This window comes from Neobacillus niacini (assembly GCF_030817595.1).
GTDB classification, from domain to species: Bacteria; Bacillota; Bacilli; order Bacillales; family Cytobacillaceae; genus Neobacillus; species Neobacillus niacini_G.
Genome location: NZ_JAUSZN010000001.1, coordinates 282,114 through 304,153 on the forward strand (window position 1 = coordinate 282,114; position 22,040 = coordinate 304,153).

General features: G+C 36.4%; 19 protein-coding genes. 16 read left to right on the plus strand and 3 right to left on the minus strand.

Going from position 1 to position 22,040, the window contains the following annotated elements; all coding sequences use genetic code 11:
- Positions 1-112 precede the first annotated feature (112 nt).
- From hemQ to QFZ31_RS01490, 11 genes are all read left to right on the plus strand, one after another.
- Entirely contained in the window at positions 113-856 is a 744-nt protein-coding gene (gene hemQ, locus QFZ31_RS01440; protein ID WP_307300287.1) for a hydrogen peroxide-dependent heme synthase, read from the plus strand.
- Positions 857-899: 43 nt separating this feature from the next.
- Positions 900-2,372, plus strand: coding sequence for an aminotransferase class I/II-fold pyridoxal phosphate-dependent enzyme (locus QFZ31_RS01445; protein ID WP_307300289.1), 1,473 nt, complete (start codon positions 900-902; stop codon positions 2,370-2,372).
- Between the two features lie 23 nt (positions 2,373-2,395).
- On the plus strand, positions 2,396-3,037 hold the full coding sequence (gene deoC, locus QFZ31_RS01450) for a deoxyribose-phosphate aldolase (RefSeq protein WP_307300291.1): 642 nt from the start codon (positions 2,396-2,398) through the stop codon (positions 3,035-3,037).
- A gap of 400 nt (positions 3,038-3,437) precedes the next feature.
- Positions 3,438-4,001 carry an SCO family protein gene (locus QFZ31_RS01455; protein WP_373459896.1) on the plus strand — a complete coding sequence of 188 codons (564 nt, stop codon included), beginning with the start codon at positions 3,438-3,440 and terminating at the stop codon, positions 3,999-4,001.
- 280 nt (positions 4,002-4,281) lie between these two features.
- Positions 4,282-5,445, plus strand: a complete 1,164-nt coding sequence (locus tag QFZ31_RS01460) for an aminotransferase (protein ID WP_307300294.1) — start codon at positions 4,282-4,284, stop codon at positions 5,443-5,445.
- Between the two features lie 93 nt (positions 5,446-5,538).
- A complete protein-coding gene (locus QFZ31_RS01465) occupies positions 5,539-6,615 on the plus strand; it encodes a bifunctional 3-deoxy-7-phosphoheptulonate synthase/chorismate mutase (RefSeq protein WP_307300296.1) in 1,077 nt (358 codons plus the stop codon).
- 238 nt (positions 6,616-6,853) lie between these two features.
- A complete protein-coding gene (ctaG, locus tag QFZ31_RS01470; RefSeq protein WP_307300298.1) occupies positions 6,854-7,762 on the plus strand; it encodes a cytochrome c oxidase assembly factor CtaG in 909 nt (302 codons plus the stop codon).
- A gap of 186 nt (positions 7,763-7,948) precedes the next feature.
- Positions 7,949-9,190 carry an NO-inducible flavohemoprotein gene (hmpA, locus tag QFZ31_RS01475; RefSeq protein ID WP_307300300.1) on the plus strand — a complete coding sequence of 414 codons (1,242 nt, stop codon included), beginning with the start codon at positions 7,949-7,951 and terminating at the stop codon, positions 9,188-9,190.
- Between the two features lie 300 nt (positions 9,191-9,490).
- The gene (locus QFZ31_RS01480) at positions 9,491-10,330 is read left to right on the plus strand and encodes an alpha/beta fold hydrolase (RefSeq protein WP_307300301.1); all 840 of its coding nucleotides are present in this window, start codon (positions 9,491-9,493) and stop codon (positions 10,328-10,330) included.
- A gap of 310 nt (positions 10,331-10,640) precedes the next feature.
- Positions 10,641-11,888: an NAD(P)/FAD-dependent oxidoreductase gene (locus QFZ31_RS01485; RefSeq protein WP_307300303.1), complete on the plus strand. Its 1,248-nt coding sequence runs from the start codon at positions 10,641-10,643 to the stop codon at positions 11,886-11,888.
- 292 nt (positions 11,889-12,180) lie between these two features.
- Positions 12,181-13,053 carry a LysR family transcriptional regulator gene (locus QFZ31_RS01490; RefSeq protein ID WP_307311308.1) on the plus strand — a complete coding sequence of 291 codons (873 nt, stop codon included), beginning with the start codon at positions 12,181-12,183 and terminating at the stop codon, positions 13,051-13,053.
- Between the two features lie 262 nt (positions 13,054-13,315).
- Here QFZ31_RS01490 and QFZ31_RS01495 read toward each other — a convergent pair whose 3' ends face one another.
- Together QFZ31_RS01495 and QFZ31_RS01500 are read right to left on the minus strand one after the other, a co-directional pair.
- Positions 13,316-14,494 carry an MFS transporter gene (locus tag QFZ31_RS01495; protein WP_307300307.1) on the minus strand — a complete coding sequence of 393 codons (1,179 nt, stop codon included), beginning with the start codon at positions 14,492-14,494 and terminating at the stop codon, positions 13,316-13,318.
- 263 nt (positions 14,495-14,757) lie between these two features.
- Entirely contained in the window at positions 14,758-15,399 is a 642-nt protein-coding gene (locus tag QFZ31_RS01500; RefSeq protein WP_307300310.1) for a hydrolase, read from the minus strand.
- A gap of 279 nt (positions 15,400-15,678) precedes the next feature.
- Between QFZ31_RS01500 and QFZ31_RS01505 the strand changes: the two genes are divergently transcribed.
- From QFZ31_RS01505 to mgrA, 3 genes are all read left to right on the plus strand, one after another.
- Entirely contained in the window at positions 15,679-15,849 is a 171-nt protein-coding gene (locus tag QFZ31_RS01505) for a XapX domain-containing protein (RefSeq protein WP_307300312.1), read from the plus strand.
- A gap of 40 nt (positions 15,850-15,889) precedes the next feature.
- Entirely contained in the window at positions 15,890-17,716 is a 1,827-nt protein-coding gene (locus QFZ31_RS01510; protein WP_307300314.1) for an amidohydrolase, read from the plus strand.
- Between the two features lie 331 nt (positions 17,717-18,047).
- Positions 18,048-19,049 carry an L-glyceraldehyde 3-phosphate reductase gene (gene mgrA / locus QFZ31_RS01515; RefSeq protein ID WP_307300317.1) on the plus strand — a complete coding sequence of 334 codons (1,002 nt, stop codon included), beginning with the start codon at positions 18,048-18,050 and terminating at the stop codon, positions 19,047-19,049.
- A gap of 394 nt (positions 19,050-19,443) precedes the next feature.
- On the opposite strand, the gene sigJ is transcribed toward mgrA, so the two are convergent.
- Positions 19,444-20,307 (minus strand): RNA polymerase sigma factor SigJ, encoded by an 864-nt coding sequence (gene sigJ, locus QFZ31_RS01520; RefSeq protein ID WP_307300320.1) that lies wholly within the window; start codon positions 20,305-20,307, stop codon positions 19,444-19,446.
- Positions 20,308-20,936: 629 nt separating this feature from the next.
- Here sigJ and QFZ31_RS01525 point away from each other — a divergent pair.
- On the plus strand, positions 20,937-21,416 hold the full coding sequence (locus tag QFZ31_RS01525; protein ID WP_307300323.1) for a carboxymuconolactone decarboxylase family protein: 480 nt from the start codon (positions 20,937-20,939) through the stop codon (positions 21,414-21,416).
- A 374-nt stretch (positions 21,417-21,790) separates the two neighbouring features.
- Positions 21,791-21,919 (plus strand): hypothetical protein, encoded by a 129-nt coding sequence (locus QFZ31_RS01530; protein WP_307300326.1) that lies wholly within the window; start codon positions 21,791-21,793, stop codon positions 21,917-21,919.
- The last annotated feature ends 121 nt before the right edge of the window (positions 21,920-22,040 follow it).

Genomic DNA, 22,040 nt, shown 5'->3' on the forward strand with positions numbered 1-22,040 from the left:
CTTATCACCAAAGTATGTGGGATTTTTATCCTTTTAGAATAAGATACAGAAGAACTTTTTGTACTAATTTACATCGGTATCATTATTTTAGAAACAAAGGGAGTAAGTCAAAATGTCTAATGCTGCAGAAACACTTGAGGGATGGTACTGCTTTAACGATTTTCGCAAAATAAATTGGAAGAGCTGGAGGTCCTTGAACGAGCATCAACGTCAAGAAATTCTTGAGGAAATAGTGGAATTGTGGGACGAATGGACCGATAACCAAGAGAAAGGGAAAGGCAGTCATGCCCTCTTTCAAATTGCAGGGCATAAAGCAGATATCATGCTTATGTTCCTCCGTCCGACCTTGGAAGAATTATTTCAGATTGAACTAGCTTTTAATAAAACAAAATTTGCTGAGTATACAGAACAATCTACATCGTATTTATCGGTAGTAGAACTTAGTAACTATCTTCCTAAGGGGGAAGATCCATATAGTAAACCGGAAATAAGAACACGATTGTTTCCAAAAATTCCTACCACCGACTATATTTGTTTTTATCCCATGAATAAACTTCGCAGCGGTAGTGATAATTGGTACATGTTATCAACCGAAGACCGAAATCAAATGATGCGAAGCCACAGCTTAATCGGAAGAAAGTACGCGGGGAAAGTAAAACAGATTATTTTAGGGTCGGTTGGATTTGATAATTATGAATGGGGCGTAGCTCTATTTGCAGAGGACCCTATCCAATTTAAAAAACTTATTTATGAAATGCGTTTTGATGAAGTTAGTGCGAGATTTGGAGAGTTTGGTTCGTTTTTTGTAGGAAAGTATGTGTCTAAACAACACTTTAATCATCTATTACGACTATGATTATGACTTCAATATGCAGATGAGAAAGGGTGTGTAAAAATTGGTGGACCAATTTGAAACTCCGTTATTTACAGCCTTAAAAAAACACGCAGAAAAGAATCCGATTCAATTTCATATCCCAGGACATAAAAAAGGAAATGGAATGGATCCTGATTTTAGAGAATTCATTGGCAAAAATGCTCTATCAATCGACTTAATCAATATAGGACCACTTGATGATTTACATCTTCCTAAAGGAATTATAAAACAGTCACAAGAGTTAGCTGCCGAAGCATTTGGTGCAGATTATACCTTCTTCTCTGTACAGGGTACTAGCGGGGCTATTATAGCTATGATTATGTCTGCTTGTGGACCTGGTGATAAAATACTGGTGCCTCGAAATGTTCATAAATCGATAATGAGTGCCATTGTTTTTTCAGGTGCTATTCCTATCTTTATTCATCCTGAAGTGGATTCCTATTTTGGTATCTCACATGGAATTACACCAGGTTCTATCGAACGAGCATTAGAGCTTCATCCTGATACCAAAGCAGTTCTTGTTATTAATCCAACCTATTATGGTGTGTCGGGTGATTTAAAAAGAATAGTAAAAATCGCTCATTCCAGGAATATTCCTGTACTTGTAGATGAAGCCCATGGAGCACATATTCATTTTCATAGGGAATTGCCTTTATCTGCTATGGAAGCAGGTGCGGATATGGCTGCAACAAGTGTTCATAAATTAGGAGGTTCTCTTACACAGAGTTCTATATTGAATTTGCAAGGGAAACTTGTTTCTCCAAAAAGGGTACAATCTGTCTTAAGTATGTTAACAACAACTTCGACTTCTTATTTACTACTTTCATCTTTAGATGTGGCAAGAAAATCACTGGCTACTGAAGGACAAGCGCTACTAGAGGACACGATTCGAAAAGCAGAAGAAACTCGCACGAAAATTAATGAAATTCCTCATCTCTATTGTATGGGCCGTGAAGTTTTGGAATCAAGCGCGGCAGAAGCGATGGATCCAACTAAGCTGCTAATCTCAGTAAAAGAGCTTGGTATTACAGGTTACGATGTGGAAAAATGGCTTCGTGCTCGATTTAATATTGAAGTGGAATTATCTGATCTCTACAACATTCTTTGTATCGTCACTCCTGGTGATACTGAGGAAGATTTATTAACATTTATTCAAGCCTTAACCGAACTATCCCAAGAATACAAAACACATGTGGACAAGAATGTAGACAGCTCGGTTTTGTTGCCTGAGATTCCTTTGTTAGTTTTGACACCGCGAGATGCTTTTTATGCTGATACAGAAGTGATTCCTTTTGAAGAGTCCGCAGGAAGAATCATTGCAGAATTTGTAATGGTTTATCCACCTGGAATTCCTATTTTTATACCGGGAGAAATTATCACTCAGGATAATCTAGTATATACAAGGATGAATGTTGAAGCCGGGCTTCCCGTTCAAGGTGCTGAGGATGTTGAACTAAAAAATATACGTGTCATTAAAGAACAGTTAGCAATTAAATAAAAAACTATGAGGTGGCGAATTAGATGAACTTAGCAAAATTAATCGATCATACATTACTTTCACCTGACACCAAAGAAAAAGATATCATTAATTTATGCCAAGAAGCAAAACAATATGGCTTTGCATCAGCAGTTGTAAATCCTGCATGGGTAAGCTTATCAGCAGAACTTTTGCGCGATTCGGATGTAAATGTCTGTACGGTTATAGGATTTCCTTTAGGTGCCAACACGCCCGAAACAAAGGCATTTGAAACCAAAAATGCGATTGAAAACGGAGCGGTAGAAGTAGATACAGTGATAAATATTGGGGCATTAAAAGACAAAAACGATGCACTAGTTGAGGAAGATATACGATCAGTTGTGGAGGCTGCAAAAGGAAAGGCTCTAGTAAAAGTTATTATTGAGTCATGTCTATTAACGAATGAAGAAAAAGTACGAGCATGCAAAATTTCTGTAAAAGCTGGAGCAGACTACGTCAAGACTTCAACAGGTTTTTCTTTGCATGGAGCAACTGTTGAAGATGTTGCGATGATGAGAAAAGCAGTTGGACCAAATGTTGGAGTTAAGGCTTCAGGGGGAGTTAAGAATATTGAAGATATGAAAGCAATGGTAGATGCTGGAGCAACAAGAATTGGGACCAGCTCTGCCATAAAAATACTAGGTTAGTTGAACAATTGGTTTAAAAATCTGCTTTCTTCGTTATATATATTAGGAAAAGGTGGGGATTCATTTGTTTTTTGCATATTTATTTGTAACAGTTTATATTGTTGGAAGTACGTGGGCGACTCAAGCAATAATAGAAGGTACCCGAAATGCCGATGAAGAATTTTTGAAGATTCATAATGTAAAATAAAAGATGAGAAGAAGCATATAAGCTTTTTTAATAACATAGTAGAAGAGTAATTTAATAGTTATTTAGAGTAATTTCTTAACAAGAAAACCGCTTAACTAGTTACCGATAGTCAAGCAGCTTTCTTTTTTTTTCGATGTTTATGCTTTATTTTATGGCGAGTTTCTTACTTTTTATCAATTCTGATTTAATATAGGGGGGAAAATTATGAAGAAAATGGTTAAGATTATTGTGTCGTTTTTCTTTGTTCTTCTGCTAACCAGCTGCGGAAAAGGAATAAAAGATCCTCTGAATTGGGAGCTACCCAACTTTTCGGCCACAACAGAAAAAGGAAAAAATATAAGTTTAAGAGATTTAAAGGGACAAGTCTGGGTTGCAGATTTTATCTTTACCAATTGTGCCACCGTTTGTCCACCTATGACCGCTAATATGACCAAACTGCAAGGGATGTTAATAGAAAAAGGATTAGATGTGGACATCGTCTCATTCAGCGTAGATCCAACCGTAGATACACCTAAGAAATTAAAGGAATATGTCATGAAATTTAATGGAGATATAACAAAATGGCATCTATTAACCGGATATTCACAAGAATTTATTGAAGAATATGCTATGAAGAATTTCAAAACCATTGTAAAAAAACCAGGCACAGATAACCAAGTCATCCATGGTACTTCTTTTTTTCTTATTGATCAAGATGGGAATGTGGTCAAAAGTTATGATGGAATTGATGTTCCTTATGACGATATGATTAAAGATATTAAAATTATTACTAAGTAATTAGATTCTGATGGGGTGGCGAAACTGTCGAAAATAATGTTTTCTTTTCGGGAAAGGATGGTTGAAAAAATAGATAATTGGATGGTTATTTTATCTAAAGTTTCTTTATTATAGATTAAAAGGTAATCTTAATGATTGCTTTCTTATTAAAGGTCTGTTCAGGAAGGAGTAGATTTGACAATTTTGATTACAGGGATAGGTAGGAGACCTAGCTAATTTTAGCTGCGAATTTGGGTATTAAGGAACAGTAAATAAGATAATTAAATGGTGGTATATATCTATGAAATCGTATCTTGCCTCTCGAATCGAACAAATAAGACCTTCTGGTATTCGTCGATTCTTTGATTTGGCTAATAATATGGAAGGAATAATCTCATTAGGAGTGGGTGAACCGGATTTTACCACACCTTGGTCTATATGCCATGCTTCCATCCAATCTATTGAACAGGGGTTTACTTCCTATACAGAAATAGAAGGTCAAATAGAACTACGTAAGGAAATATCATCCTATATGAGTAACCGTTTTAAAGTTTCCTACTCACCTACTACAGAAATAATTGTTACAGTAGGAGGTAGTCAAGCATTAGACAGTTCATTGAGGGCTATTATAAATCCTGGTGACGAAGTGATGATAGTAGAACCAAGCTATGTTGCTTATAAGGCGTTGGTTTCAATGGCTGGGGGGAATCCTATACCAATTGTTACTTCCTTTGAAGATGAGTTTAAACCTCATCCCGAACAAATTAAACAAGCGATTTCCCCAAGAACAAAGGCAATTATTCTTTGTTTTCCGAACAACCCTACAGGAAGTTTGTTGAACCAACAGGAATTAGAAGCAATAGCTGAAATTATCGTAGAACATGATTTGTTAGTTATTACTGATGAAATCTATGCTGAGTTGACATATGAAAAAGACACCTTTTACTCGATAGCCTCTATTAAGGGAATGAGAGACCGGACCATTCTTGTATCCGGATTTTCAAAAGCTTTTGCAATGACTGGATGGAGATTAGGTTTTATATGTGCTCCAGAATGGTTAACGCAACCGATATTAAAGGTCCTTCAACACACCATCATTAGTGCTTCAACTATAACTCAATATGGAGCAATTGAGGCGTTAAAAAATGGACAAGAATATATAGTTGAGATGAGAAATTCCTATCGTAAACGTAGAAATTTTATAGTAAAACAACTGAATGAAATAGGTTTACATTGTCATTTGCCAGAAGGGGCTTTCTACGTATTTCCATCGATTCGCCAAACTGGGCAAACGTCAGAACAGTTTGCGGAAAAACTTTTAATTCGATATAAGGTAGCCGTTGTACCCGGAAATGCATTCGGTGATAGTGGAGAAGGGTATATTCGATGCTCCTATGCAACTTCGATAGAAAAACTGCAAGTGGCGATGGAAAGAATAAAAAAATTTGTAGGGGATGTAAAATAAGGACCTAAACCGAATTAAGAAAATTATTTGTAATAAATCCTAATAAATAGTTGTGTATTCAAAAATATGTTTTATAAAGGTAGGGGAAGAATTATGGCTAATGACAAATTAGATCAATTAAGAACAAGAGTTGACGAATTAAACTTGGAGGTATTGAGGCTCATTAATGAAAGGGCACGACTAGTTCAGAAAATCGGGCAGATTAAAGAGAATCAGGGGGTATTCCGTTACGATCCTGTCCGTGAAAGAACAATGCTCGATACCATTAAAGAAAATAATGATGGACCATTCGACAATTCAACAATCGATCATATTTTTAAGGAAATTTTTAAAGCTAGTTTAGATTTACAAAAAGATGATCATAAGAAAGTATTACTTGTTTCACGTAAGAAAAAGCCTGAAGACACGATTGTTACATTAAAAGGTGAAGAAATTGGGGACGGAAAGACTCACTTTGTCTTTGGACCATGTTCAGTTGAGTCATATGAACAAGTAGCATTAGTTGCAAAATCGATGAAAGAAAAAGGTCTAAGGCTTCTTCGCGGTGGAGCTTATAAGCCTAGGACTTCTCCATACGATTTCCAAGGATTAGGTGTAGAAGGATTAAAAATATTAAAACGTGTTGCTGATGAGTTTGATATGGCTGTTATTAGTGAAATTGTAAGTCCTGCAGATATTGAATTTGCATTAGATTATATTGATGTCATTCAAATTGGCGCTCGGAATATGCAAAACTTTGAACTATTAAAAGCAGCAGGCGCAGTTAAAAAGCCTGTTTTATTAAAGAGGGGGTTAGCTGCAACAATTGAAGAATTTATCAATGCTGCAGAGTACATTATGGCTCAAGGTAATGATAAAATCATCCTTTGTGAGAGAGGCATTAGAACTTACGAAAAAGCTACAAGAAATACGCTTGATATTTCCGCCGTTCCTATTTTAAAACAAGAAACACATTTACCGGTTATGGTAGATGTTACTCACTCAACAGGTAGAAGAGATTTACTTCTTCCAACAGCTAAGGCTGCGATTGCAATTGGAGCAGATGGGGTGATGGCTGAAGTTCATCCGGATCCTGCTGTTGCCCTATCAGATTCCCAACAGCAAATGGATCTTGATCAATTTAATAAATTCTATAATGAATTACTTGCATCTAACTTACTCATGGTATAGGAATGTTAACAATTTTTATTTTTATTAACAATGAAGAAACGCAAAGCTCTTTGTTTTTGCGTTTTTTTTTTTGTTTATGGAAGCCTGTTTGTTTCCTGATATTTTATAGTTGAATGAGGCTAATATGCTTGTCTGTATTGTACGGTTAATCAATAAAATTGGATGACTAAAATAGTATGGATTTGGATGGTTTCATCTTTGGTCTTTCTATTATTATAGGAATAGGAGGAATCGAAGTATGGCTATATTTTATTTATTTGACTTTCGCTCACTATGGAGCCCGTTTTTCGCCATGTATTTATGCTTGATATTTTTTCTTTATTACCTAATTACAGTGAAATATAGGAAATGTTTTAATCAGAGTGAACCTCTTTCAAAAAGTCAGGCGGCCTTTTTCGTAGGATTCATTCTCCTTTTGTACCTGATTAAAGGTTCGCCCATTGACTTGATGAGCCACATGATGCTGACGATGCACATGGTTCAAATGGCGTTCCTCTTATTAATTATACCAATTCTCTTTATTAAAGGGATACCTGACTGGTTATGGAAAACTGTGATAAACATCAAGTTGATAAAACCTTTGTTTTGTTTTTTTACTAAACCGTTGATCTCTATGCTTTTGTTTAATGTTTTATTTTCATTCTACCATATCCCGCTGATACTAGATTTTTCAAAAACGAATAATTTCTATCATGCTCTCATGCATACACTATTATTCTTTCTTGCCATTTTCCTGTTTTGGCCTGTACTAAATAATTTGAATGAATCCAAAGCAATGTCAGGAATTCTTAAGACAGGATATATTTTTGCAAATGGTGCACTAATGCTGCCAGCCTGTGCGCTAATAATCTTTGCAGATAAACCCATATATCAGACTTATTCCAACCCTGAGACGTGGTTTAATGCATTGGCTTTATGCGCAACACCGTCATCATTATCAAGGCTCGAATCAGCCGGCCCGGAGCTGTTGAAAATCTTTAATCCATTAGGTCCTCTTCATGACCAACAACTCGGTGGAATACTGATGAAGACGGTGCAGGAAATTGTATATGGGGTCATTATAGCTATAATTTTCGCTGATTGGTACCGTAAGGACCAAAAGGAAGCACTGGAAGAAGAAAGAAAGGCGTACTATCTTAACAAGTAAATCGCAAATCATAAATATAAGGTAATAACAAGAACGCAAGGCTTTAATAGCTCTTGCGTTTTTTTTTATGAGAAAAATTATTAAAAAATAATTATTATAATATGTGATATGAATCACTTGTTCGAGGTTATATATTTTATATAATCACTATGTAAATAGTGTTAACTACAAAAAGGAGTGTTTTTGATGTTAGATAAAAAGGCAATTGATATTGTTAAATCCACAGTACCAGTGTTAGAAAAGCATGGAGAAGCAATTACTACTCGCTTCTATCAATTAATGTTTGGTAACCATCCTGAATTACTCAATATTTTTAACCATGCAAACCAAAAACAGAGCAGACAACAAAAGGCGCTTGCAAGTGCCGTCTATGCAGCCGCAAAGTATATTGATAACCTTGAAGCGATTCTACCAGTGGCTAAGCAAATTGGGCAAAAACATAGAAGTCTTGGAGTTAAGCCAGAACATTATCCGATTGTCGGAAAGCACCTTTTATTAGCCATTAAGGATGTATTGGGAGAAGCCGCTACTGATGAAATCATGGATGCGTGGGCCAAGGCATTTGGCGAAATTTCTAATGCTTTTATCAGTTTAGAAACTGAGATGTATAACGAGGCGTCAAGTCAGCTAGGTGGATGGGACGGTTTCCGCAGCTTTATTGTTGATCGTAAAGTAAAAGAAAGTGAAGTCATTACTTCTTTCTACTTAAAACCAGAAGACGCGAACGCGATTGCTTCTTTTCAACCCGGTCAGTACATCAGTGTTAAAGTAGAAATGGAAGGGGAGGAATATACCCATATCCGTCAATATAGTTTATCTGATTCTCCTGGAAGAGACTATTACCGAATTAGTGTAAAGAGAGAAGCAGGTACATCCAAACCTGATGGAATCGTTTCTAACTATCTTCATGATAAGGTGAAAGAAGGGGACATTCTAGAGGTAAGTGCACCTGCAGGAGACTTTGTTCTTGATACTATCCGTAATACCCCTGTTGTATTGTTAAGTGGAGGTGTTGGTTTAACTCCAATGGTTAGTATGTTAAAAACAGTCGTTGATGTCCAGCCAGAACGGAATGTTACCTTTATCCATGCATCTCAAAATGGTAAAGTTCATGCACTAAGGAAAGATGTAGAAGCGGTGTCAGCGCTTGATAATGTTAATTCAGTTGTTTTTTACGATTCACCAACTGAAGAAGACCGGGTTAACAATCGATTTAATGTAGAAGGGTATGTAACACGGGATTGGCTTGAAAAAAATGTATCCGTTAAGGAAGCCGACTTTTATTTCTGTGGTCCAGTGCCGTTTATGAAAGCAATCAATCGGTCCTTAAAGGAATTGGGAGTTAGAGAAGAACAAATCCATTTCGAATTTTTTGGTCCAATGGACAGCCTCGTAGAACAAGAAAAAAAAGAATTTGTTACTGTATAAGGTTTTGTAAAACATGTCATTCAAAGACCGGTTTCCATAAAGGGAATCGGTTTTTTTGTTTTTTAGAGTTTGTTTGTAAAACGAAAATTCATGGTACTGGTGATCTAAACAAGTATGCCTTACAAAGAATATGAGAAAGAACTATTATCCTGATTATTTAGAAAGAGAATGTATTGAAAATTGTATCAACTTCAAAACTAATTTGACTGCTTGTCACTGAACATAGCACTGATTCGTTATATATATGAAGGTGAAGTAATTTGGGTGACTATTTTTAAAAAAATTTTTTGAGGTGGAAGTATGGCAAAAATTACGGTAGGAACAGAAAATCAAAAACCCATTGAACTATATTATGAAGATTATGGTACAGGAAAGCCAGTTGTATTAATTCACGGATGGCCGTTAAGTGGTAGATCTTGGGAATACCAAGTTCCTGCTCTCGTTGAGGCTGGATACAGAGTCATAACTTATGACCGTCGAGGGTTCGGGAACTCATCTCAGCCATGGAATGGTTACGATTATGATACATTCGCTACTGATTTACATCTGTTACTAGAGGATCTGGATCTCCAAAATGTGACACTGGTAGGATTTTCAATGGGAGGTGGAGAAGTAGCTCGCTATATTGGAATCTACGGAACAAATAGAATAGAGAAGGCTGTATTTGCAGGAGCTGTACCACCATTTCTTTACAAGTCAGCAGATCATTCTGAGGGAGTATTAGATGATTTAGCAATTCAAAAATTTGAAGATGGAGTAAAAAATGATCGCCTAGCATTTCTTGATGAATTTACGCGAGTATTTTTTGCTATTGGAGACAGAACTGACTTAGTCAGCGAACCATTCCGACTTTACAATAGGGATATTGCGGCAGGTGCATCACCTAAAGGAACACTAGATTGTATAGCTGCTTTCTGTAAAACGGATTTCAGAGAGGATTTAGCCAAATTTGATATACCTACCCTTGTTATTCATGGTGATTCGGATGCGATTGTCCCATTTGAATATAGTGGTAAGCGAACACATGAAGCAATTCCAAATTCTAAGTTAGCTTTAATTAAGGCTGGTCCACATGGGTTCAATGCAACACATGCCAAAGAATTTAATGAAGCACTGCTATCATTTTTTAGGGCTAATTAAAAATGAATATTTTTCATTTCAATTGATTGCTAGAAAGGAACGCAAATCATTTGAATCTGAAGTAAAAGCGTATGCAAATGCAAATGTAAGTCTATTATAAATCAAATGATTCAAGTAAGTTACGAAAAATGTCACAAAAAGAATCATAGTTTCGTTATATATTTGAATGTCATTAGTGATTGGAGTGAAAACAACAGTAGAGTAAAAGACAAGAATAAAAATCAACTTTAGCTGCAATGGATATTTGTCTAATAGATATCATTGTTTTGCTCCTATTTTTTAAATATTAAATACGTTTGGAGAGTGAATTATGAAAAAAATAGTGATTATCGGTGGAGGATTTGCAGGTTTTTGGAGTGCAGCAGGGGCCATTCGAAGGGCGATTGAACTTGAAAAGGAGAATGAAGTAGAAGTTACCGTGGTAAGTAGAGATTCTTTCTTAAATATGCGTCCTAGAAATTATGAATCTGATTTGTCTCAAGTTCGTATACCATTCGAAAGAATCCTTGAACCGATCGGGGTGAAAAATATTGAAGGCAATGTAGAAGGTATCGATTTCGATAACAAAACAGTGACGGTCTCAAGCTCTTCTGATATTTTAACATTGTCATACGACAAGTTAGTTCTGGCTGCAGGAAGTATTTTGCAAAGACCGAATATCCCTGGTCTTAAAGATCATGCTTTCTCTGTTGATACTTTCCAGGAGGCAAGTAAACTTCATCAACACTTAGATAATTTGGTATCAAAAAGATCTTTAGCAGGATGCTATACGGGCATCGTTGTTGGTGCCGGTTTTACTGGGCTAGAAATTGCTACAGAATTGGTCTCCATGCTAAAAGGTGTTGCAGAAAAAAATGGGGATGACCCTTCTGATGTGCGTATTCTATTAGTTGATCATTCTGACATTGCTGCGGAATTCAGCGAAGAAGCTCGTGCAGTAATTAAAGGGGCTCTATCTGATTTGGGTATCGAGTCGATCACAAAAGTAGCAGCACAAAGCATTTCTGAAGATGGTGTGGTACTAAGTAATGGTGAAAAACTTCCTGCGTTAACTACAATTTGGACAGCAGGAGTAAAAGCAAGTCCTCTAACCTCTCATTTCCCAGTGGAACGTGATCATTTCCGCAGGTTGCCTGTTGATCAATTTTTACGTGTAATAGGTACTGAGGATGTGTATGCTGCTGGAGATTGTGCCAATGTATTGGCAGATGAAACTCATGTTGCATTGATGTCATGCCAACATGCCTCACCTCAAGGGAAATTTGTAGGTTATAATGTGGTAAGCGATTTGTTCGATAAAGATTCATTACCTTACGGACAGCCTTACTATTGTATATGTCTTGATCTGGGAGAATGGGGAGGATTGGTTACAGATGGATGGGATAGAAAAGTAATGATGAAGGGAAAAGACGCCAAGGAAGTGAAAATAAACGTTAACACAAAATTTATCGCTCCTCCTTTGGATGATAAGGAAGAAATACTAAAAGAATCCCAACCAAATTATATAAATAAGCTGGAGGATTTTTTGCCTTATCGCTTTAGAGAAGCAACTGTTTAATTTACAAATATTAATAAATCTGCAATAAGGAGAGCCCTGCAAAATTGTGGTAATTTTAAAGAACCATAGGGATCTCCGGAGTTAAAGTGGTCGGGATGGAATTAGGTTACTTACAGAAGAAAAAAATGCAGATAGCCTCCCTTGGGAAGCTATCTGCATTTTTCTATCAGCTTCACCATTCTTTTTGCTTTTCGCCCCATTGTCAATGTACGCAGAATGATGACGCCAAGCAGTCTTTTTTGAGTGTGTCTAAAAGTAGATAAGTTTAGTGTTCTTAGGAGGAGGTTTCATCATAGAATTACGTCAGCTGGAGTATTTTATGCAAATTTGTAATAGTGGTAGTTTTACTAAAGCTTCGGAGGTTTTGCGTGTTTCACAACCAACTTTAAGTCAGCAAATACGTGTCTTAGAAGGTGAACTTAATATACCGTTATTTAATCGAATTGGTAGAGGCATCAAGATTACAGATGCTGGTCAGATACTATTTGATAAAGGTGTATCGATCATGCAGCTGCTTGATGAAGCACATAATGAATTCTTTGAATTAAAAGGTATGAAAAAAGGTTTCATTACCGTAGGGGGATTATTAGAGGACCTCAACTATTTAACACCTCAAATTACGCAGTTTCACCAGTTTTATCCTAACATCTTTGTGAAAATCATAGAATCAGAAGATGTTGTAAACCAAATAGTTGAAAATAATATTGATATTGGAATTACACGTAGTTCACAGGTTCCTGATACATTAACAATCACTCTTTTGTATAGTCAAGAGTTCGTTCTTGTTGTGGAAAAAAATCATCCTTTGGATAAAAAACCATTTGTTACCTTTCAAGAATTAGTAGGGCTTAATAGAATAATGGTTTCAACCAGTTGTCGCGAGGTGATTGATGTATATCTTAAAACTTTAGGATTATCATTATGTGAAGTAAGTATAGTAACGAAATCTTTGTTTTCTCTATTGAGTCTAGTACGTAATGGCTTTGGGGTCGCCATAGTACCAATCTCAATTGTTGATTTTATAAAGGAAGATTCATTAAGCGTGGTTCGTATTGTTGATCCAATACCAAGTCAAGATATTAATCTTATTCACCGTGATGATAAAATTTTAAGTTATGCGGCGCGTGATTTTATTAATAGGTTAAAAGACACGAAAAAACATTAAAATAATAAATGAAGTAAAAAGATTGGTGAACCATAATTAGCTAGGAGTTGAATAGACTCATGGCTGATTATGGTTTACCAATTCTTATGTTACAACTAGATCCATTATTTCGGAATTAGAAGCCATGCATATAATCAAAAAAGACAAATTAATTTGTGAGATTAATTTGTCCTAAATCAGAGAGTGTTCTTTTATCAATTGTTTGGGCTTGCAATAAAAGGAAAAATCCCTAAGAGATACCGGATCCGCCTTGTCTCGATGTCTAATTTTCTTTTTCAATTCGGATGAAGAACGGAATAATGAGGCTTAGAAATAGTATTCCGGCCAATGATGCAAACGTAATCAAATGACCGCCGATTTTGACTAATTCGATTGATACAATAGGTCCGATAGAGGCACCTGTAAAAGCCATAAACATATGAAATGAAACAGCGGTACCACGGGAATGTCCGGCTAACTGTCCAATCAATGAGATTATAGTAGGAAGAGTCAAGGAAATACCGGTAACAAATAAGACACTCATAATTAAAAGTAAATATAAATCTGAAGTAAACCCCTGGATTCCTAAACCAATACCAGATAGTGTTAAACCAGTCCATAAGATATTTTTAAATCCAAATTTAGCAACCAGACGGCCCGCAAATGGAGAGATGAACATCCCAATAATACCAACAGCTCTAATCAATAGAATTTCCCAGTGGTTTAATCCAAAGTCAGGACCGCGTAGATAACTTTCTAGGGTTGTATAATAGCCAACTAGTGAAATAAAGATCACTGATGAAACAATATAACAAATTGGTAGACTATTTTGTTTTAATATTGCTCCAACCTTAAAAAAAGTAGAGAATAGCGTCCCTTCGGGCTTTTGGTTTCCATCCCTTGGTATAAAATAAGCAATTAAAATAGCAGATATCAAATAAATCACAAATAAAATATAGTATGTATAAGACCAATCTAGTTTTAGAATTACGAAGCTACTAAAGAGTTGACCTACAATAGCGGCCATTAAAAATGCAGTACTAATAAATCCGATGATTGTTCCCCTTTTATTAGATGGGAAAATCTCCATTCCCAGAGCTAAAACAGAAGGGGGAAACATGGATGCCGCTAGCCCTTCGACAGCTTGAAGTATGACAAACGAAGAAAAACTACTGGCACTCCCTATTAAAGGAGTTACAACTATAAGTAAAATCAGCCCGGTTATCATCAAGTGTTTTCTTCCGTATCGGTCGGACAAAATGCCAAATATAAGACCTCCAATAGCAAATGACAAAGAAAAGGCACTGCTTGTCCAAGCAGCTTGTGATAAGGTCACTTCATAGGTTCTGGAAATTACTGGAACCAACGGAATGGTAAGATATAAAGAGGATACAACCACTAACGAACACCAGAAAAGGATTACGGTTATAATGGATTCATTCAAGTTGAAATCACTTTTCAAAAATTTACCTCCTTGCAAGATTTTATAGAATAGAAAAGGTTAGTCTGAAAAATCATGACATACCCTTATCAAGTATCCAAAGTTAAAAATAATTCAATTTAAGCAGCCTAAGTCCGTGAAATAACGGGCTTAGACTGTTTTTTTAAACCGTAAATAATAGAAATATCTATCGATTCACAGCTTGCATGGTTGCTTCCATGACTTGGAATATATGTAGATATTTGAACATAGCAAATATATCCACTTATATGATGTTAGGATTTCTAATTTCCTTCGTGTCCACCAAACATTGTATGGGCATATAATACACCCGACCCGTAGGCTCCACCGTGGTCCATTACGATATCCATGACAGCATCGTAACTAGCTTGACGACTCCAATCACGCTGATATTCCAATAGGACACTCTCCCATGTAACCGGAATAGCACCAGCTTGAATCATACGTTGAATGGACATACTGTGCGCCTCAACAGATGTACCACCAGAGGCGTCTGTTACAATATAAACCTCGTAACCATCTTTAAGTGCAGAAATTGTGGGTAGAGCCAGACACACTTCGGTCCATAAGGCTGCAATAACCAATTTCTTACGCCCCGTCTTTTTTACAGCTTCCAAAAAGTTTTCATCTTCCCATGCATTCATGCTAGTACGGTCTATCGGTTTTTGTTCAGGGAAAACTTCTTGGACTTGTGGCTGTAGTGGGCCTGAGAATGTATCCGAAGCAACCGTAGTTAGTATAAGTGGTACATTGAACACTTTCGCTGTTTTAGCTAATCCCACCGTGTTGTTAATAATAGTTTGTCGATCGTTGCTCTGTACCCCGAAAAGCATTTGAGGCTGATGATCAATAAGGATTACTACAGAGTTATCGGGAGTGAGCAAATCAGAATTGGCGTGAAACATTTTAAATTCCTACTTTCGTTATATTAGATACAGCAGAATTCACAGATTATGAAGTGCTGTTCTAATTTATAGTATTTGAATACCATTTCTTTAATCAATTGCAAATTTTCTATAAATCCCATAGGCGGAGACTATAATTCGTTTTACTATATATTTCATAGATTTTACCTATGTGTCCTATAGGAAAAACAATATTGATAGTTTCCTAACTATTTTATTAGACTTAAACAGGCGGAATGGTCAGCAAAAAAACTAATCACTTTAGGAGGTAGATAGTTAATGGGTTCTGTTTTTTTAGCTTTAGGTACAGGTATCATCATTGGCTTAATTTTTCAATCACTTCGTATTCCGTCTCCCGCTCCCCCTATGCTAGGGTTAATTGGTCTAGTTGGAATGTTCTTAGGGCAACGGCTTGTTCCTTGGATTAAGATATGGTTGAACCATCAATGATTGTTAACTAAACATTATTTTATAAGGAGGTAAATAGATTATGTCACTAGAAACAAACACTGTTGAGGCAGAAATATTGATTTACAATGCAAATATTGTGACGATGGACAAAGCAAATCCGATGGCTACAGCAGTTGCGATTAGGGGTGACCGTTTCTTAGCTGTGGGTAACGAATCTGAAGTAATGCAATACAAAGGATCATCAACTAAAGTGATTGATGCAAATCAACGACTTCTGATCCCTGGATTAAATGACTCCCACATTCATCTCATACGCGGAGGATTAAATTTTAACTTAGAGCTGCGTTGGGATGGAGTTCCATCAGTGGCTGATGCCTTGCGCAAGTTGAAACAACAAGTGGACCGAACTCCTGCACCTCATTGGGTTCGGGTAGTTGGCGGCTGGACTGAGTTTCAATTTCAGGAACGTCGAATGCCGACCTTGGAGGAAATTAATCGGATTGCTCCGGATACACCTGTATTTATTCTTAATTTATACCGTCAAGCATTCTTGAATAAGGCAGCTCTTCGTGCAGTTGGATATACAAAGGATACACCTAACCCTCCTGGAGGAGAGATACAACGTGACAAAAAAGGCAATCCAACTGGAATGCTTATTGCTCGGCCAAATGCATCGATATTATATGCAACTTTAGCACGTGGACCAAAGTTGTCATTTCAAGACCAAATGAATTCAACACGTTTATTTATGAGGGAATTGAACCGGTTTGGTATCACTAGTGTAATAGACGCTGGCGGCGGTGCCCAGAATTACCCTGATGATTATCAGGTTTTTGAGGAATTGGATAAGCTTGGCGATATAACAGTCCGTACTGCGTATAACCTATTTACACAACATCCAGATCAGGAGCTAGACGACTTTAAAACATGGACGTCCAGTACTAAACCATATACTGGTAGTCCTTACTATCGGCACAATGGTGCTGGTGAGATGCTTGTTTATAGCGCAGCGGATTTTGAGGATTTTGTCGAACCCCGCCCCGAACTGCCAGCTGTAATGGACTCGGATTTATTTAAGGTAACGGAGCATCTCGTTCAGAATCGTTGGCCATTCCGCTTACACGCAACGTATGGTGAATCGATTTCGCGATTCCTAGATGTTTTTGAAAGAGTGAACAAAGAAGTACCATTCAAAGATTTACGCTGGATATTGGACCACGCCGAAACAATTCGAGAACAGGACTTAGAACGTGTAGTTGAATTAGGAGGTTCGATAGCTGTACAAAATCGAATGGCATTCCAAGGAGAATATTTTGTAGATAGATATGGTTCTCAAGCTGCTGAAAACACTCCTCCTATAACAAAGATGCTTTCAGCTGGTTTGAATGTAGGTGTGGGTACAGATGCTACACGGGTGGCCAGCTACAACCCTTGGGTTTCCTTGTATTGGTTGGTCACTGGAAAAACAGTTGGCGGGTTAAGTCTGTATCCAGCTTCTAATCGATTAGAGCGACAACAAGCTCTTTCTATGTATACTGCTGGAAATGCATGGTTCTCTGCAGAGGAAGATTTAAAGGGACAAATCAAAGAAGGCCAATATGCAGACTTATCGATACTTTCCGCTAATTTCTTCGATGTATCGGATGAAGAAATCAAGCATATCGAGTCGGTATTAACAGTAGTCGGCGGAAAGATCGTCTATGGGTCTGTCGAATTTCAAAGACTATCGCCTCCAGCTCCGAAAGCTAGTCCTGACTGGTCACCATACAATTACTTTGGAGGATATGATAATAATTCTAAAATTGGAGGAAGTGGGTTAATGTCTCATAAGAGCCATCTACATACCTGTAATCATCACCATCATCACGGCAGCGGGTTCTGTGATTTGGATTGCTTCGTCTTTTAATTCAAAATAGAAATTAATAAATTTATTATGCACCATACAAAAGAGTTCAAATTAAAAACTAAACTAAAAAACAACCTCTCCATTTTTGGAAAGGTTGTTTTTTAACGACGCGTTGAACTCAACCTTTTCAAGTGAAAAAGTGAATTGTCACAAAAGTAATGTCAGATTCGTTATATATGAGAGTGTGATCAATGGATGGAGTGAAACTAGGGAACCACACTTAGGGGAATTGAAAATAACAATTTTTTTAAAACTTGTACAAAATTAAACAAACAGGCTCATAAATGAACTTTTAGGAGAAGCCAATTTAATAAGAAAAAGGGGATATTACATGGTATATCAAGCTAATGAAAATCGATATGAAAGTATGAAATACAATCGAACTGGAAATTCCGGACTCTTACTTCCTGCAATTTCTTTAGGATTGTGGCATAACTTCGGAGGCGTTGATCCTTTTGAAAATGGTCGTGCTATGCTACGTAAGGCATTTGACTTAGGTATCACTCACTTTGATTTAGCAAATAACTATGGGCCACCGGCAGGTTCTGCAGAAGAAATGTTAGGTTCCGTTTTAAAAAATGATTTTGCTCCTTATCGGGATGAATTAATTATTTCAACTAAGGCTGGTTTCAAAATGTGGGATGGACCGTATGGAGATTGGGGGTCAAAGAAGTATCTTATTTCAAGTCTTGATCAAAGTTTAAAGCGTATGGGATTAGAATATGTAGATATTTATTATTCACATCGTCCAGATCCGAATACTCCACTTGAAGAAACCATGGGCGTTTTAGACCTTATCGTCCGTCAAGGAAAGGCATTATATGTGGGGCTTTCTAATTACAATCCAGAACAAACGTCTCAGGCCATTAAAATCCTTGATAATCTCGGAACGCCTCTATTATTACATCAACCAAACTATTCAATGTTTAACCGTTGGATAGAAGATGGTTTACAGGATGTTTTAGAAGAAAATGGTGTTGGTTCTATTGCTTACATTCCATTAGCCCAAGGATTATTAACGAACAAATACCTAAATGGGATTCCTGCTGATTCGAGAGCCGCTAGTTCAACTAGTTTCTTAAGAAAAAATCAAGTAACGGAAGAATTTGTTAATAAAGCGAATCGACTAAATGATATCGCAGCAGAACGAGGACAGAGTCTTGCTCAAATGTCACTTGCATGGGTATTAAGAGGCGGACGTATAACGTCAGCCATTATTGGTGCTAGTAAAGTGAGTCAAATTGAAGAAAATGTTGGGGCATTAATGAATCTAGAGTTTTCAAATGAAGAATTGTTGAGAATTGAAGAGATATTAAATAGTAAGTTTGAGTAAAGTTACGAAAACCTACTTTCATTTTTTTATTTTGAAGGTAGGTTTTTGTTGTTAGAAAGTAGTTTAGAACAATCTAATTCTAAACGCTAATATAGAATTAATAAAAAAGTGAATCAAATTGAATTTTACAAGATTGCATATTCAATCAAATAAAACGAAAGACATTTCTCCTACCCATTCTTTTCAAGTTAAGAAATGAGATACAAAAGATCTTACTAAATAAAAATTAAAAAAGCTTAAACGGCTATCTACTAGCCCTTTAAGCTTTTTAGGTATTTATAAGATAATGAAAGGTAATCATCCGCTGCTATTACAATCTCCATGGGCCAATCTTGTTCGTTTGATATATTTGATTTTATACGATCTCTTTGTGTGTCTTTTGTAATAAATTATTTCATATTCTTACATGTTTCAGCTTGTCTGGATTCCGGACCATATATATGTTGCGAATCCTATTATTTTCGACATGAATCATCCCGACTGTGTGAATACCTTCGTTAGAACGAAGAATAAGAGCGGGTTGTCCGTTAATTTGACTGATTTCAATATGTGATATTCCTTCAATCATTGATGCCTGACGTAGAGGGCCAAACAGAAACTCTGCAACATAATCTCGTGTTTCAATTGGTTCAACAGCGGCCGTTACTTTGCCACCGCCATCTGAGACCAGTACAACATTTTGATCAAGCATAGATATGACCTGATTCAGGTTCCCTTGTTTGAGTGCTATGATAAAATCATGAACTAAATCTTGAGAAGCAGCTTCAGAATGAACTTCCTCTTCAGAATTAATCCCCATCTTTGCATTTGCACGGCTGAATATTTTGCGGCAATTCGCTTCGCTTTTTTCTATGTGTTCTGCTATCTCATGATATTCAAAGCTAAGTGCTTCACGAAGGACAAAAACGACACGTTCCGTTGGTGTAAGCTTTTCAAGTAGCACAAGTATCCCATAAGACAATTCATCGTCACGGATGACTGAGTCCATTGAATCTTCTTCAGAATTAGATAAGGGTTCAGGAAGCCATTCTCCAAAATATTGTTCTCGCTTCTTGCGAGCTGTTTTTTGTAAATCATAACATCGATTTGTTACCATTTTACAAAGATAAGCTTTAGGTTCACCCAACTTCTCCGGAGGTACGTCATATAATTTTAAAAAAACGTCATGGACAACATCTTCCGCATCTGAAACAGATCCTGTCAGTTGGTAGGCGAGTTTAAAAAGCAACTTTTTATATTTTTCGTACATTTCTTGCATATTTTCACTTCCATTCTCTTTCTACCATTCACTAATTCGTAGCATTGGCTTCATATAAAACGAGCTGATGTAACAATTTTGTGACAAAATATAGTATTTTTTTCTTAAATAAATCTTTAACATATATAACATTTCCAACTACATTCCATATATGTATACCTTTAAAATAATATGGAAAAACGATTAACCTTAATAAAAAAGAAGGAGAATTTTTTTAATAACCCTTTTAATTGAACACCTTGTCACAGAATGAATCACTTAGTCGTTATATAGGCGTAGATGGAGAAGTAAAGGAAGCAGTATTGCAAAAGGTTAGCTGCTTCCAAAAGATCAACTAATACTTCATCTGAATTTAAACAATAATTAATCAAGGGGGATTGTAACTGGTAGGTAAACGTAGGGATAATCATTGAATAAGAACGAACCAATCTAATTCTAATAGGCTGCTTGTCACAGAATGGGACACTTAGTCGTTATATATTTGAAGGCAAATGAAGGTGAAGATGATATCGGATAAGGTACTTTTAATTCGGGAATAATCTTTACTGATTGACCTTCTAATTGTGTATTTACAGTTACATGTTTATACATTGATTACAATTAATAAGGAAAAGAGAGGTATACGAATTATGACTGAACGTATTAATTATATGAAAGAATCACCAGAATTTTTTAAAAAATTGATGGAACTTAGCATGCAAGAGAAGGAAAGTTCAATTGAAGAATCAACCCGTCATTTAGTTCACATCAGAGCTTCACAAATGAATGGATGCGGCTTTTGCTTAGATATGCACGTTAAAGAAGCTAAAATCCATGGAGAGAGAGAGCTTCGTCTTTATCACATCCCAATTTGGCGTGAATCAACACTATTTAGTCCACGTGAGCGTGCGGCACTAGCATGGACAGAGATTTTGACAAAGATGCCTGAGCATGGTGTACCTGATGACCTTTATGACCGTGTTCGTGGTCAGTTTTCAGAAAAAGAGTTATCAGATCTTACCTTCTCAGTTATGGCAATTAATGCTTGGAACCGTGTTAATGTTGCTTTCCAAACGGAACCAGGATCAGCTGACAAAGCGTATGGATTAACAAAAGCTGGCCTAAGCTAAAATTTATATAAGCAATATGATATCGACCATGAGGTAGTGGCAACATCGACTTCTCTAGGTGTCAACACGATTTTCTGATGAATGTTAAACTAAGAGAATTTCATAAATCAATAAAACAGAAAAACCGGTATCTTTAGGGATATGGGTTTTTCTGTTTTTCTGATCATAAGTTCTATAAGCAAATATACCGAAGAGAACAAAGCATTACTCAGAGGGAAATTCAATAATTTTTCGTATGTTGTAATACGCACGTTCAAATTAAAGTATGAACCCAACATGGTTAACTAAATAAAGTAAATTATTCAATTTATGGAAATAGGGATGTATGCGCTCATATTCCCAAGATACACATGGGAACCAGAGGAAGACTAAAAATGCCAGTATGGCAATATCCAAAAGAATTGTGGTTGGATAAAAAGTTTCATTATGAAAAAGAAAAACATGGGGAAATGCGAGAAAAAATAACTTCCAAAATTATAGAGCTGATGAAACAAGCGTATTAAGGTTGAGTAAAAACACTATACTAATTCAATGAACAAGGGTTTTAATCGAAGGTCTCTTTTGAATTTTAGTGATCTATCTTCTATAATATAGCGCCATTCTTGAAGAAGGCGTCCTTCTTTA